Source organism: Paractinoplanes brasiliensis (genome assembly GCF_004362215.1).
Lineage (GTDB): Bacteria > Actinomycetota > Actinomycetes > Mycobacteriales > Micromonosporaceae > Actinoplanes > Actinoplanes brasiliensis.
In genome coordinates, this window is sequence record NZ_SNWR01000001.1 from 5144451 (window position 1) to 5158619 (window position 14169).

A 14169-nucleotide genomic window follows, 5' to 3' on the forward strand; every position below is an offset into this window, starting at 1 on the left:
TGTGATGACTGAGAAAAAGAAGTTCTTCTCATCGGGCCGGCGCGGGTTCGCCCTGGGCGCCTCGGCTCTGGTACTGACCTCGTTCCTGACCTACACCTGGGTCGAGCAGATGCTCGACGGCGAGCGGGACGTGCAGTCGGTGGCGGCCACCGACTTCGGCACCGTCAAGGTGAAAACGGTTCCGCTGCCCGCCGACGGCGGCGCCTGGAAGGGACCGGAGAAGGGCCGCTGGCCGGCCGCCGGTTCCACCGACATCGTCCTGGCCGGCGCCACCGGCCGGGCGGTCGAGGCAAAGGCCGGCTCGATCAAGGTGAAGGTCAAGGCGGCGCCGGGCAAGAAGGCGCCGGATCGGGTGCGGGTCACCACCCTGCCCAAGGAGCAGTCCACCAAGCTGGGCCTGTCCGGCCCGGTGCTCGCGGTCGAGGGCGACCAGCCCGGCGACGTGGAGACCGAGGTCGACGTCGACAGCTTCAGCCAGTTGTACGGCGGCGGCTGGGCGGGCCGGCTCAACCTGAGCCAGTTGCCGGCGTGCGCGGCGACAACCCCGCAGAAGGCAGAGTGCCAGGACGCGGTGCCGCTGAAGACGGAGAAGCAGGCGACGACGCTGGCGGCGCCGATGACGCTGACGGCGGCGGGACCTACCGTGCTCGCCCTGACCGCGGACACCGAGTCGGGTGAGGGTGACTACAAGGCCAGCGACCTCCAGGCATCCGGTTCGTGGACGGCCGGCGACAGCTCCGGGGCGTTCAACTACTCGAATGCCATCAAGGTGCCTCCGGCGCCCGGCCCGGTGCCGGCCGTCGCGCTGAACTACTCGTCGCAGATGGTCGACGGGCGGATGGCGGGCAACAACAACCAGGCGTCCTGGGCCGGCGACGGCTGGGACTACACCCCCGGATACATCGAGCGCAGCTACGTCACCTGCCAGGACGACGTGGACAAGGCCGACGGCAAGGACCCGAACAACAAGGACAAGAAGACCCTCGACCAGTGCTGGAAGGACAAGTCGCCGAACATCACCGTCTTGCTGAGCGGCACGAACACGGCGCTGGTCAAGGACGACGCGACGGGCGCCTGGCGGCCCGCGGCGGACGCCAACTGGAAGGTTCAGCTGGAGGGTTCGACCGCCAAGAAGGGCACCGCGACCACCGAGCGGTGGATCATCACGACTCCGGACGGCACCCGTAATTTCTTCGCCGCCGAGGCAGGCACGTCCAACTCGCGGTGGTCGGTGCCGGTCTTCGGCAACCACGACGGCGAGGACTGCCACGCCGACGCGTTCAAGGACTCGTCCTGTGAGCAGGCCTGGCGGTGGCTGCTGGACAAGCAGATCGACGTGCACGGCAACATGACCCGCTACTTCTACAAGAAGGAGACCGGGCACTACGGCTCGGCCGACGACAAGAACAACCGCGTCTCGTTCGACCGCGGCGGCAACCTCGAGCGCATCGAGTACGGCCTGCACACGGAGTACCCGGACGTCGCGGCCACCGGCCGGATCGTGTTCGGCACGGCGAACCGGTGCTTTGCGAGCGAGTGCTACTCCGACGGCAAGCCGGTCGCCGCGAACTGGCCGGACGTGCCGTGGGACAAGGAGTGCACCGCCGAGCCGTGCACCGACAAGCTCGCGCCGGTCTTCTACTCCATCAAGCGGCTCACCAAGATCACCACGGAGATCCGCACCAGCGCGACCGGGTTCGACCCGGTCGAGTCATGGACGCTCGATCAGGAGTTCAAGGCGCCCAAGTCGGCGCGCTCCGCCTCGCTGTGGCTCAAGTCGATCACGCACGCCGGGCACGTCGGTGGCACCGTCACGGACCCGCCGGTGGTGTTCACCGGCGTCGAACTGGCCAACCAGGTCAACGCGATCGCCGGCACCGAGTTCTTCTCCCGCTGGCGGATCCAGAACGTCCGCACCGAGTCCGGCGCGGACGTCTTCGTCAGCTACTCGGACGCCGACTGCGACGCGAACGACCTGCCGGCCGTGGAGAACAACAGCCGGCTCTGCTACCCGGTGTACTGGACCCCGGACGGCTACTGGGAACCGACCAGGGACTGGTTCCGCAAGTACGTGGTCAAGGAGGTCACCACGTACGAGCGCACCGCCGACCAGCCGCCGGTGACCACCCGATACGCGTACTCGAACGAGGGCACCAACACCAACGTTCTCTGGGGCTGGGACGACGGCGAGTTCACCAAGAAGAAGCACCGCACGTACGGTCAGTGGCGCGGCTACTCCCGGGTGACCGCCACGGTCGGCGGCACACAAGCTCCGCTGGTCACCCGCAAGCAGTTCTTCCGCGGCCTCGACGACCAGCCGCTGCCCGGCGACAAGACCCGCAGCGTGCAGGTCACCGACTCGGCCGGCAACAGCTACACCGACCAGCCCGCGCTGGCCGGCTCGACGCTCGAGGAGGCCTCGCTCGACGGCGCCGCGGTCGTCGAGACGTCGATCACGTCGTACTGGGTCAAGCAGACCGCGGCCCGTTCGCGTACCGGCGGATCGGACCGGGCGTACAAGATCGCCCCGTCGGTGAAGAAGGAGCGCCGGCTGATCGCACCCGGCACCTGGGCGCAGAGCGAGACCCGGACGACGTACGACGACGAGGGCTACGCCGAGGTCGCGTACGAACTCGGCGACACCAGCAAGACCGGCGACGAGACGTGCACCCGTAACACGTACGTGCAGAACGACAGCCCGTGGTTGCGCGGGCTGGTGTCGCGGAGCGAAACCGTGTCCAAGGCCTGCGGCGCGACCGTGTCCCGGCCGGCCGACATCGTCGCCGACGTCAAGACCTACTACGACGGTTCGGACACGCACGGCGCGGCGCCCGGCAAGGGCAAGGCGACCCGGGTCGACACGCTCGACGAGTGGAAGAACGGCGCGCCGCAGTACACGGTGACCACGCGGGCGGCCTTCGACGCGCTGGGCCGGCCGACCAGCAACACCGACTCGATCGGCAAGGCCAGCAAGACGTACTACACCCCGGCGGGGCCGGGCCCGGTCACCCAGACGCGCACGCTCAACGCGCTCGACCATGAGGTGATCACCGACCAGAACCCGGCGTGGGCCACGCCCACCTCGATCCTGGACGCCAACAAGAAGCGCACCGTCCTGGAACACGACCCGATGGGCCGGCTGGCGAAGGTCTGGCTGCCCGGACGGGCCAAGACCGCCACTCCGAACCTGGAGTTCTCCTACCTGGTCCGCAACGACGGTCCGCTGGCGGTGACCACCAAACGGCTCGGCCCGAACAACAACCAGATCACCGAGATCGGCCTGTTCGACTCGCTCTACCGGTCGGTGCAGGTCCAGGAGGACGCGCAGAAGAACAAGGACGGCCAGGACGCCCGCCTGGTCACCGGCACCGGCTACAACGACCGCGGCCAGGTCGAGTACAAGTCGGACGGCAACTACGCCCTCGGCAAGCCTGGCACCGGACTGGTGGGCATCACACCGGGCGAGGATCGCAGCCGGACCGTGTCGACCTACGACCGGCTGGGCCGCGTCGTGGAGGAGGCGCTCTGGTCGCACAACGTTCGCAAGTGGGGCACCACCACGGCGTACGGCGGAAACCCGCTGGGCTGGCAGGTTGCCGTCACACCGCCGAAGGGCGGCACCGCGACCGCGACCGTCGAGAACGTCGACGGCAACGTGATCGAGGAGCGGGAGTTCCACGGGCCCGAGCCCGAAGGCGCCTTCGACAAGACGTCGTACACGTACACGCCGCGCGGCGACCTCGAAACCGTGGTGAAGGGGGACCTCACCTGGCGGTACGAGTACGACCTGCGCGGTCGTGAGACCAAGACGGTCGACCCGGACAAGGGCACCACGGTGCTCGAGTACAACAACGGCGACGACGTCACCAAGTCGACCGACGCCGAGGGCGACGTGGTCTCGACCACCTACGACGACCTGGGCCGGCAGAAGCAACGCCTGTTCAACGGCGTCAAGGCTGCGGAGTGGACCTACGACACCGTCGCGAAGGGACACCTCAGCAAGTCGACCTCGATCGTCGGCGGGCACTCCTTCACCAAGGAGATCTTCGAGTACAGCGACGCGTACCAGGTCGTCGACGAGGAGGTCACCATCCCGGCGATGCCGGGGCTGACCGGGCTCGCCGGCACCTACGTCGCGACGTACACGTACACCGCGAACGGCCTGCCGTGGCGTTCCAGCCTGCCGAAGATCGGCCCGATGGAGAAGGAGGGCCTGACCCGTACGTACGACGACCTCGGCAACGTGGTCAAGCTGGCGGGCACCTCCTCGCCGTCCGGAACCGTCCGCACGTACGTCGACCGGAGCACCTACTCGCCGTACGGCGAGGTGCTCAACCGCTGGCTCGGAACGCCGGTCGGGGACAAGCCGCAGGCGTACCAGAACTACGTCTACGACGACGCGACCCGGCGGCTGTCGGAGTTCTGGTTCGACCGCGACGGCAGCGTGCCGAACGTTGCCGCGGTCACGTACGACTACGACGAGATCGGCAACGTCCGTTCGATCGCCAACCGGCCCGTGGACGCGGACAACAACCCGCGTGCGGGTGAGGAAGACGTCCAGTGCTTCACCTACGACCACCTGCGTCGCCTGACCCAGGCCTGGACGCAGGTGGCCACCGAGTGCGCCGGTCCGTCCGCCGTGGGTGGCAAGGCGCCGTACTGGAAGACCTGGGCGTTCGACGAACACGGGTCGCGGACGGGCACCAGCGACAAGCTCACCGGCAAGACCTCGACCTACGGGTACGCGGCCGGTGCGCAGCCGCACGGCGTACGCACCATCACGACCGGTGAGCAGGTCGACCACTACGACTGGGACAAGCGCGGCAACCTGAAGTACCGCAAGGTGGGCGACCGCACCGAGACGTTCCAGTGGAGTCCGCACGGCAAGCTGACCAAGATCAGCGGGCCGGAGGGCGACACCACGATGGTGTACGACGTCGACGGCAACCGCATCGCGCGGATCGACCCGAAGGGGGCGGCCACCGCCTTCCTGTTCGGCAACGAGTACACCTCGTCACCGGCCAGCACCAGCACCACGCGGTACTACGAGCACGCCGGCGACACGATCGCGTCACGGACCGACACCACCAGCCGCAAGGGCGACATCATCTGGCTGGCGTCGGACGCCCAGGACTCCGCGACCTGGGCGGTCAACGCGGTCACCCGGGCCGCGACGATCAAGTACAACGACCCGTACGGCAACCCGCGTGACGGATCGGCGACCCCGCAGTGGCCCTCGGGTCAGCGCGGGTTCGTGGGCGGCATCAACGATCCGACCGGACTGACCCTGCTCGGCGCCCGGTTCTACGACCCGAGAACCGGCGCGTTCATCTCGGTCGACCCCGAGATCGACGAGCACGACCCGCAACGGCTCCACCCGTACGCGTACTCGAACAACAACCCGACGACGTTCTCCGACCCGGACGGCCTGTTCTGGGGTGCCATCAAGAACGGCATCCAGAAGACGGCCAGTGCGGTGGCGAACGGCGCCAAGGCGGCCACCAAGGCGGTGGTCGACAACGCCGGCACGATCGCGTCGGTGGCCGGCACCGTGGCGATGGTCGCGGCGGTGCTGCCCCCGCCCGCGCAGGTGGTCGCCGCTGCGGCCGGTGCGGTGGCGGCCGTCGCCGGAGCGATCGACACGGCCAAGTCCTGTGTCGGTGGTGACGTCGGCGGCTGTGCGTCAGGCATCGCCGGCATGGTTCCCGGCGTGCGGCAGGCCAAGAACGCCGCACGAGGTATCGGGCCGTTGAAGAACGCCGCGAAGGGCATCTTCGCCAAGGGCTGCAACAGCTTCCTGCCCGGTACGCGGGTGCTGATGGCCGACGGCAGCACCAAGCCGATCGAGGACGTCGACGTGGACGATCGGGTCGTCGCGCGGGACCCCGAGACCGGTGAGGACGGCATCCGTCCCGTCACGTCGCTGATCACGGGCACCGGTGAGAAGCAGCTCGTGAAGATCACCGTCGACGCGGACGGCGACGGCGCCGGGGACGGCACCGTGACCGCCACCGACGGCCACCCGGTCTGGGTGGACGACGAGCGGAAGTGGCTGGACGCCGGCGCGCTGAAGGCGGGCATGCAGCTGCTCACGCCGGACGGCGCCCGGGTCACGGTCATCGCGGTGGTCGCCTACGGCGCCGTCGCCACGGTGCACAACCTCGACGTCGACGACATCGACACGTACTACGTCGTCGCCGGTGGCACGCCGGTCCTGGTCCACAACGCGGAAGCCTGCTCGATCCTTGAGCACCGCGCCAAGGAGCTGCACGACCTGCGCCGGGACGGCACCGCGTCGGGCTACTTCGCGTGGAAGCTCGGCACGACGGCGATCGTCCGCAGCAAGAAGGTGCTGCCCGACGGCACGGTCACCTACGTCGACGTGGTCGCGGCCAACGGCAAGGGACTGACAGCGGCGCAGAGGGCGGCTCTGCGCGGCAACGAGGAAGAAGCGGTCAACTTCGACGACCTGCACGCCGAGATGAACGCCCTGAAGCACGCGGTGGACTCGAAGTACGAGCCGCTGCACGGCGCGGCGAGCCGCAACGTCTGCCCCTGGTGCGAGAACTCGATCCGGGACCGCGGCGGCCGGCTCACCGGACGCTCGAAGTGGCGGCAGGCGGTTCCTGCGGCGGGCGGCAAGAAGAAGTACCCGAAGGGGCAGCGCGGCTTCGAGATCTACCGCAACGGGCAACTCTGGGGCATCAAGGTGCACGGCGGCACCCTGCTGCTCTGAGCCCCGGGCTGCCCGGCGCTTGCGGCGCCGGGCAGCCCGCCCCCTCGTCGATAGGATGCCGCCGTGATTCGTGAGATGCGCTTCGTCGTGTCGGTGCCGGATGAGGTTTCCGCCTATGCCGTCGCCGAGAAGCTGGCCGAGCGCGGCCACCTGCTGGTCGCGGTACGGCAAGTGCCGAACGACCCGCTGGAGGGTCGCTTCGCCGGTTGGTGGCGAGCCCACTCGCTGGTCGTGGACCCGCCCTACGAGGGTCCGCTGGAGGTCTCACCGGCAGAGAAGAAGGCCGTCGCGGCCGTTGCCCGGAAGTACGGCGGGCAGGTCAACTCGGCGTGCGGCCAGTTTCCGGACCAGGCGATCGAGCGCTTCTCGCGGGAGGGTCTCGCGCACGAGCTCGACCGGGCCGAGGCCGACCGGATCCGCGCGGAGCTCGTCGGCGCGCAGACGGCCGCCGCGCCGTCTCTGCCCGCGCCTCCTGGACTCAAGTGTGGTGGTTTCCGTCGTCCCGCCGCCGATCTTCGCGCGGCCGCCGAGGTGGTGCCCTTCGAGGGCCGTACCTTCGACGGCGTGGGCGACCTGATCGCGGCGATCGCGGACGAAGCGTTCCCGCAGGGCTCGGTGGTGCCCGCCACCCCGGGCGCGGTGCCGCGGCTGGCCGCGCTGGCCGGCGCCGACGGGGTGAGCGACTTCTACCGGGCGATGACGCTCATGGTGCTGTTCCAGATGAGCACCGCGGGCCGGCGGCGGCTGGCCTACCAGGCGGACGCCCCGGAAGACGGCGGCGCCGAGACGCCCGCGGAGACAGCGACCCGGGCCGCGGTCGCGGCGGTGCTGCCCGGTCTCGCCGTGGGCCGCAGCGAACTGGCCGAGTTCCTCCTCGCCGGGCTGTCCGCGGCCACCCGGGAGGCGGGGGCCGGGATGCCGGCCAGCCTGGAGCGGACCGCCGGGCGGTACGCGGGCACCGCCCGCATCCCGGTGGTGAACCTGATCCGGGCCGTGGCCGACGGCGCCGAAGAGCCCATCCGGACAGCCACCGCAGCGGTGGCGGCCGCCCTGCCCGGGGTGGTCGACGGCCTGCAGAGCCCGAAGGCCACGGCCGAGGGGCGGGCACTCCACACGCTCGACACCGTGCTGCAGTGGGAGCTGGACAACGCTCGGCTGTCCAAGCTGGGCGCGGTCTTCGGTCCCCGCTGATGACCGCCGGCGTCGCTGGTGCCTTCCGCGGCCGACCTTCAGGTTCCCGAAGGGCCTCAGCCGCGTTTACGCCGCCCACGGGTGTGCCCGTGCGAAGCCCCGCTCGTCATGAACCCCCGCCGCGCCCGCCACGCCATCACCGACCCGATCGACACCGCGGACAGGATCGACCCCACCGCCGCGAACGACCCGATCGACCCGACCGAGGCGAACGACCCGATCGACCCGATGGACAGCGCCGACCCGGTCGACCCGATCGACAGCACCGACCCTTTCGACCAGATGCTCAGCACGGAACCCTCGGACTTGTAAGACAGGATCGAGTCCTTCGTCATCCGCCGATTATCGTCCTCCTCCCCACGTCGGCGCTGTCCCTGCCGCCCCTAGAAGTCTGAGAACAAATACGGCATCTGTCGCGGGAACATGCTGCTCAGAGCGCCGATGGCTGCTCCGTTGACCTGCCCCAGGCCGCGCGTGATCACCTCGATGGGGTCGAGAACCCCGTACAGCAAACCGCTGAACCCACCCACTGAGAGCGTCGCCGCCGGTTCAGCCACACCCTTGCTCACCGTGAGCCGCCCGCCCTCGCCGACCAGTCGCCACGATCCGCCCACGAACTCGTCGTTCGGGATCTCGATCGTCACGTCGCCGTCCCCGACCTCGGTGCCGCTGAGCGCCGGCATGTCGAGGACCCGCACCATCGCCCCGCCGTGCCGCGGAAAGTCCACCCGCCCCTCGGTCGTGACCTGGAAATCCGTGCCCCACAGCTCGGGCACCTCCTCGCTGCTCACCCGTACGCGCACCCGCGCGATCTGATCGACGTGCCGCCCGAAGAACTGCAGCAGCAGCGCCCGGCCCAGCGGCCCCGTGGCCAAAAGATCAAGACCTTCAAGATCCCCGCCGTACGACTTCACCTGGTAATCAACCGCCCCCACGGTCTCTCCGCCGGCCCGGGCGATCGCCACCCACCGCCTGTCGTCCCGGAACTCGGCCGCCCGTGTCTCGTCGTACACCGAGAACCCGTGCCGCTCCCCGAGCAGCCGCTGCTGCAGCGTGCGCCACTCGTCGAACCCCTCCCGCATCCGCAGCAGCTCGACCTCACCCGGCAACTCGACCCGGGTGAGGTGAGACAGACCTTCCGGGGCGAACGTCGCAATCCGGTGCCGCGGAATCCCGACATAACCAAACCGGGCGTAAAAGCTCGGCCGGAACGGATACAGAGCGCTGACGGTGTGCCCCTCATCGCGAGCCTGGCGCAGCAGCCGCTCAAGAACCCCGCGAACCAGCCCCCGCCGCCGCGCGCTCGGATGGGACGCGACCGAGGCGATGCCGGCCATGTCGTGCACCTTGCCCCGCACGTTCTGCCGCATCCGCAACGCCGCCGCCCCGGCCAGCGCCGTCCCGTTCTCCTCGGCGACGACGTTGATCGCCGTCTCGAAGAACTTCATGCGACGCGCGTACGCCGCGTCATCGTCCTCGGGCCAGGGCGAAGGCATGAACGCGTACGACTGAAGGGGGAACATGGCCGCCGTGCGCTCCGCCGCGCTGATCTTTCGGAACTCCATGGGCCCATCCAACACCGGGGAGCCCGTTCGCCGCCCGCCTGTTTTCCAGGCTGTGGATAACTCAGGGAACCCCCTGGTAGACCCTCCGCGGCGACGCGCCGGGGTACCCCGGTTTGGCAAGGCCCCAGGTGACCCGCTAATGTTTCTTCCGTCGCCAGGGCAGCCGCCCAGACCGACACGCGGACGTAGCGCAGCTGGTAGCGCATCACCTTGCCAAGGTGAGGGTCGCGGGTTCGAATCCCGTCGTCCGCTCGGAGAGGCCTTCACAGTCGTGCTGGGCCGGCTCGGTGGAGTGGCCGAGAGGCGAGGCAACGGCCTGCAAAGCCGTCTACACGGGTTCAAATCCCGTCTCCACCTCGGCAGTATGCTGTACCCAAAGGGCGATTGGCGCAGCGGGAGCGCGCTTCCTTGACACGGAAGAGGTCACTGGTTCGATCCCAGTATCGCCCACAAGTCCCCGAGGCCCCCCTGTCCGCGAACGCGCGGACAGGGGGGCCTCGTCATGCTGGCTCAGGGGGCCGAGCCCCCTGAAACCCCGCGGGGCGGGCTGCGCGAAGCGCGACTGGGATTGGCCGGCGGCACATGAAGGCGTCGCGCGGCGGCAGTCTTCCGCCGTGTCGAGTCGCTCGGCCGGCTGTGGCCGAGGCCGGGTCGCGCGAGGCATTGCCGCGAGCTGTCCGTCTGCCGGGCCCGAACTTCGGGGTTCCACCTGTCGCAGCAGATGCTGGCCACGGTCGCCGCCAAGCGGCAGATCCCCGACCCCGAACTCGTCGCCGAGGCGCGCTCCCGCAAGAGCTGGTAGATCCAGCGAAGCGGCACCGGCCCGCCGCTCATGCCCGCGACGCCTGCCGAGCGCTGCCCGGCAGGCCTCGTGCCGCTCAGACGCGCGATGAGCTTGGCGAATATGGTCGAGCAGCCGGCCTTGCCCGGCTTCGAAGTCGATCTGTCCGTAGGGTGCCATCTGTGACTGATTCCCGCGCGGTCAGGCTGGTGGCCGTTTCCCTGGACTGTCCTGACCCACAGCGGCTCGCCGACTTCTACCGGGGCCTGCTCGGAGGTCGCCGGCTCTGGGCGAAGGAGTCCAGCGTCGGCATCGAGGTGAGCGGGATGGTGCTGGTAGCGCAACGGGTCGCAGGTTATGTCCCCCCGGTTTGGCCGGGAACTGCGATCGTGCACCTCGACTTCACCGCCGACGATCTCGGGATGGCTGAGGAGCGGGCGGTGGCGCTCGGGGCCACGCTGCCCGAGCAGCCCGACCCGCGCTGGCGGGTACTGCTCGATCCGGCCGGCCATCCGTTCTGCCTGACCCCGTTCACGCCGAACTCGGTAGCCTGACCGACGCTTCGCAGCCGACCACATGCCCTTGACCGAGCCTGCAGACCAGGGCACGCTCCGCGGCGACGGGAACGCGGTTGACCTTGATGAAGCGAGCCTTGCGCTGGCCCGGCGGCAGTTGGGGACCAAATCAGTCGTCGATGTCGAGCAGGGCTGACAGCCTGCGCATGAGCGCGGGCTGGGGGCGGTAGTAGACCCAGCTGGCTCTGCGTTCGGCGGTGACCAGCCCGGACTCCTTCAGCACCCTCAGGTGGTGCGAGATCGTCGGGCCGGAGATTTCGAACGCCGGCGTCAGGTCGCAGACGCAGATCTCACCGCCGGGCGCGGACGCGATCATTGACATCAGCTGCAGGCGGATCGGGTCGCCGAGGGCCTTGAACGCCTGGGCCAGCGAACCGGCTGCCTCGGGCGGGATCCGGCTCTGGGCCATCGGTGCGCAGCAACCGTCCGCGTTCACGTCTACTACGGCGATCGGCTGACCTGATTTTGACATGCTTCGAGGTTGACAGGTGTCGAAACCGCGTGCAAGTGTCGGTTTCGACAAACGTCAAGTTCGATGAATGTCGAATCCGGCTCGTGCCGCCGCCGGTGCGACGTCGTCTTCATCAGATGCTGCGGCACACCATCGACTAGGAGTTGCTCGCATGACCGAGCTCGGCACTTTGCCCATCGCTGTCATCGGCGCCGGACCCGTCGGCCTGGCCACCGCCGCTCACCTGGCCGAACGTGGCCTGCCGTTCGTGGTCCTCGAATCCGGCGAGCAGCCGGCCGCGGCCGTACGTTCCTGGGGTCACGTCCGGCTGTTCTCGCCCTGGCGTTACAACATCGACGCCGCCGCGGCCCGCCTGCTCGCCGACGCCGGATGGGTGCGTCCCGACAATGACAAGCTGCCGACCGGCGAGCAGTTGGCCGCTGACTACCTGCAGCCGTTGGCCGACCTGCCCGCGCTCAAGCCGCACGTCCGCTACCGCGCGCGGGTCGCCGCCATCACCCGGCTGGGCCTCGATCGGCTGCGCAGCACCGGCCGCGAGGAGACCCCGTTCCTGATCCGCCTGGCCGACGGCGAAGACGTCCTGGCCCGCGCGGTCGTCGACGCCTCCGGCACCTGGAGCACCCCGAACGTGCTGGGGGCCTCCGGGATCCCCGCCCACGGCGAAGCCGAAGCCGCGGCGTACGTGGAAACCGCTCTTCCCGACGTGCTCGGACGGGACCGGGAGCGTTTCGAGGGCCGCCGGATTCTGGTCGTCGGGTCCGGGCATTCCGCGGCCAACACGTTGCTGTTGCTGGCCGGCCTGCCCGGCACCGCCGTGACATGGGCGATCCGCGCCACGTCGCCGGCCCGTACGTACGGCGGCGAATCCGCTGACGCGCTGCCCGCCCGCGGCGCCCTGGGGTCCCGGCTGCGCGAGCACGTCGAGTCCGGCGCGATCGCCCTGCTCACCGGGTTCAACGTCCAGAAACTGACCGCCAACGGCGACAGCGTCGAGGTGTCCGACGGCGCCCGCGCGATCACCGTCGACCGGATAGTGTCAGCCACCGGCTTCCGCCCCGACCACACCGTCGCCGCGGAACTGCGTCTCGACCTCGACCCGATCATGGGCTCTACCCGTGCCCTCGCGCCGCTGATCGACCCGAACCAGCACTCCTGCGGCACCGTTCCGCCGCACGGGGTCGACGAGCTCACCCACCCGGAGGCCGGCTACTACGCGATCGGTTCCAAGTCGTACGGGCGCGCGCCGACGTTCCTGATGGCCACCGGCTACGAGCAGGCCCGTTCGGTGGTGGCGGCGCTGGCCGGCGACTGGGCGGCCGCCCGGGACGTACAGCTCGACCTGCCCGAGACGGGGGTCTGCTCGAGCAACGTGCCGCTGGACGCCGACACCATCGAAGCCGAGGAGGGCGGCTGCTGCGGCACTCCGGCAGCCGTGACCGAGCCGGCCGGACGAGGACTGGCGACCGGCATCGAGGGCGGGCTGCTCCGTGCCCCACTCGCCGTGATCGGTGCGCCGGCCAAGTCCGGCGAGCGGGCCGGTGGCTGCTGCGGCTGACGTGACGTCCAGCAGCACGGTGGCCGCCGACCGGAATGGCGGCGGCCACCGGAGCCGTGCCGGTGCGATCGTCGCCGCCCTGGCGGTCACCCAGACAGTCGGCTACGGCACCCTCTACTACGCCTTCGCCGTCCTCCTCGTCCCCCTCGCCACCGAACTGGACGCCTCCACCACCGCGGTCACCGGCAGCTTCACCGCCAACGTCCTCGCCTCCGCTGCCGTGGCCATCCCCGTCGGCCGCCTGCTCGACCGGCACGGCGGCCGCGCGCTCATGACCGCCGGATCCGTCGGCGGCGCCGTACTGCTGATCGTCTGGTCCCAGGTGGACAGCCTGTGGCAGCTCTACGCCGTGCAGATCGGTATCGGCCTCGCGTCGGCAGCCTGTTTGTACGAAGCGGCCTTCGCCGTCATCATCGCCTGGCACAGCGCCCGGCGACGCTCCTCGGCGCTGCTTGCCCTGACCGTGGTCGCCGGGTTCGCCAGCACGATCTTCATGCCGCTGACCGGCTGGCTCATCGAGCAACACGGCTGGCGGAGCACACTGCTGATCCTCGCCGCCATCCAGGCCGTCCTCACGGTCCCGCTGCACGCGATGGTCGTTCGGCCCGCTCCGTCCGTACCCCGAACACCTCCCGAAGCCGAAGACGACCAGCCCGTACGGCTGAAGGCGGTTCTCACCGATCGCGGCTTCTGGCTTCTCGGCGTCAGCTTCACCGCCCACACCGCAGCTGTCGCCGCCGTCGGCGTTCTCCTTGTCGCCGCGCTCATCGCCTGGGGTCACTCAGCCGCGTTCGCCGCCACCACCGCCGGCCTGTTCGGCGTCCTGTCAGTGGCCGGTCGACTGGTCTCCACCGGCCTGCAACGCCGATTTCGCACCACCAGGGTGGTCGCCACCATCTTCATCCTGCAAGGCACAGGCGCAGCCGCGCTCGCGTGGTTCGGGCGGGACGCGACCGCCGCGATCATCGCGATCATCGGTTTCGGGCTCGGCTTCGGGGTGGGCAGCATCGCCAAGCCGTTCCTGCTCGCCGAGCGTTACGACACCCGACGCTATGCCACGATCGCCGGGATCCTTGTCGTCCCGACGACCGTCGCCAAGGCCGTGGCCCCTCTGGCCGCCGCGGCCCTGCACACGGCAACCGGTGGCTACACGAGCGTCTTCCTCACGACCACGGCGGTCTGCGTGATCGCCGCCGCGGCTCTCCTCGGCATACCCGCCACACGTCCCGGACACTGAGATCAGGATGTCGGGTATGGGTGCCGCCGGGCCGGGATCAGCCGGCGACCGGCTCCG

At 69.7% G+C, this 14169-nt stretch carries 8 protein-coding genes and 3 tRNA genes; 9 read left to right on the plus strand and 2 right to left on the minus strand.

Annotation, left to right across the window (positions count from 1 at the left end):
• Positions 1-4 precede the first annotated feature (4 nt).
• The 3 genes from C8E87_RS23445 to C8E87_RS43790 all read left to right on the plus strand — a co-directional run bounded on the left by C8E87_RS23445 (position 5) and on the right by C8E87_RS43790 (position 8239).
• Positions 5-6736 (plus strand): polymorphic toxin-type HINT domain-containing protein, encoded by a 6732-nt coding sequence (locus C8E87_RS23445; RefSeq protein ID WP_133875090.1) that lies wholly within the window; start codon positions 5-7, stop codon positions 6734-6736.
• Between the two features lie 63 nt (positions 6737-6799).
• Positions 6800-7927 (plus strand): hypothetical protein, encoded by a 1128-nt coding sequence (locus C8E87_RS23450; protein WP_133875091.1) that lies wholly within the window; start codon positions 6800-6802, stop codon positions 7925-7927.
• 108 nt (positions 7928-8035) lie between these two features.
• On the plus strand, positions 8036-8239 hold the full coding sequence (locus tag C8E87_RS43790; RefSeq protein ID WP_166661217.1) for a hypothetical protein: 204 nt from the start codon (positions 8036-8038) through the stop codon (positions 8237-8239).
• 71 nt (positions 8240-8310) lie between these two features.
• Here C8E87_RS43790 and C8E87_RS23460 read toward each other — a convergent pair whose 3' ends face one another.
• Positions 8311-9492 (minus strand): GNAT family N-acetyltransferase, encoded by a 1182-nt coding sequence (locus C8E87_RS23460; protein ID WP_133875093.1) that lies wholly within the window; start codon positions 9490-9492, stop codon positions 8311-8313.
• A 179-nt stretch (positions 9493-9671) separates the two neighbouring features.
• Between C8E87_RS23460 and C8E87_RS23465 the strand changes: the two genes are divergently transcribed.
• From C8E87_RS23465 to C8E87_RS45655, 4 genes are all read left to right on the plus strand, one after another.
• A tRNA-Gly gene (locus C8E87_RS23465) sits at positions 9672-9744 on the plus strand.
• 34 nt (positions 9745-9778) lie between these two features.
• Positions 9779-9849: transfer RNA gene (locus C8E87_RS23470), tRNA-Cys, on the plus strand.
• 21 nt (positions 9850-9870) lie between these two features.
• Positions 9871-9942, plus strand: a tRNA-Val gene (locus C8E87_RS23475).
• A gap of 513 nt (positions 9943-10455) precedes the next feature.
• Positions 10456-10827, plus strand: coding sequence for a VOC family protein (locus C8E87_RS45655; protein WP_133875094.1), 372 nt, complete (start codon positions 10456-10458; stop codon positions 10825-10827).
• Between the two features lie 130 nt (positions 10828-10957).
• Here C8E87_RS45655 and C8E87_RS23485 read toward each other — a convergent pair whose 3' ends face one another.
• Entirely contained in the window at positions 10958-11320 is a 363-nt protein-coding gene (locus tag C8E87_RS23485) for an ArsR/SmtB family transcription factor (protein ID WP_166661219.1), read from the minus strand.
• A gap of 151 nt (positions 11321-11471) precedes the next feature.
• Here C8E87_RS23485 and C8E87_RS23490 point away from each other — a divergent pair, with 151 nt between their 5' ends.
• Both C8E87_RS23490 and C8E87_RS23495 read left to right on the plus strand, forming a co-directional pair.
• Positions 11472-12875: an FAD-dependent oxidoreductase gene (locus C8E87_RS23490; protein WP_133875095.1), complete on the plus strand. Its 1404-nt coding sequence runs from the start codon at positions 11472-11474 to the stop codon at positions 12873-12875.
• Positions 12859-14112, plus strand: a complete 1254-nt coding sequence (locus C8E87_RS23495; protein ID WP_239079893.1) for an MFS transporter — start codon at positions 12859-12861, stop codon at positions 14110-14112. The genes C8E87_RS23490 and C8E87_RS23495 overlap by 17 nt, the downstream gene beginning before the upstream one ends.
• The last annotated feature ends 57 nt before the right edge of the window (positions 14113-14169 follow it).

What these genes read in the sequence shown, in the direction of transcription:
- C8E87_RS23445 (WP_133875090.1), top strand. Translation starts at nt 5, where the DNA reads ATGACTGAGAAAAAGAAGTTCTTCTCATCGGGCCGGCGCGGGTTCGCC.
- C8E87_RS43790 (WP_166661217.1), top strand. Translation starts at nt 8,036, where the DNA reads ATGAACCCCCGCCGCGCCCGCCACGCCATCACCGACCCGATCGACACC.
- C8E87_RS23460 (WP_133875093.1), bottom strand. Translation starts at nt 9,492, where the DNA reads ATGGAGTTCCGAAAGATCAGCGCGGCGGAGCGCACGGCGGCCATGTTC.
- C8E87_RS23485 (WP_166661219.1), bottom strand. Translation starts at nt 11,320, where the DNA reads ATGTCAAAATCAGGTCAGCCGATCGCCGTAGTAGACGTGAACGCGGAC.
- C8E87_RS23490 (WP_133875095.1), top strand. Translation starts at nt 11,472, where the DNA reads ATGACCGAGCTCGGCACTTTGCCCATCGCTGTCATCGGCGCCGGACCC.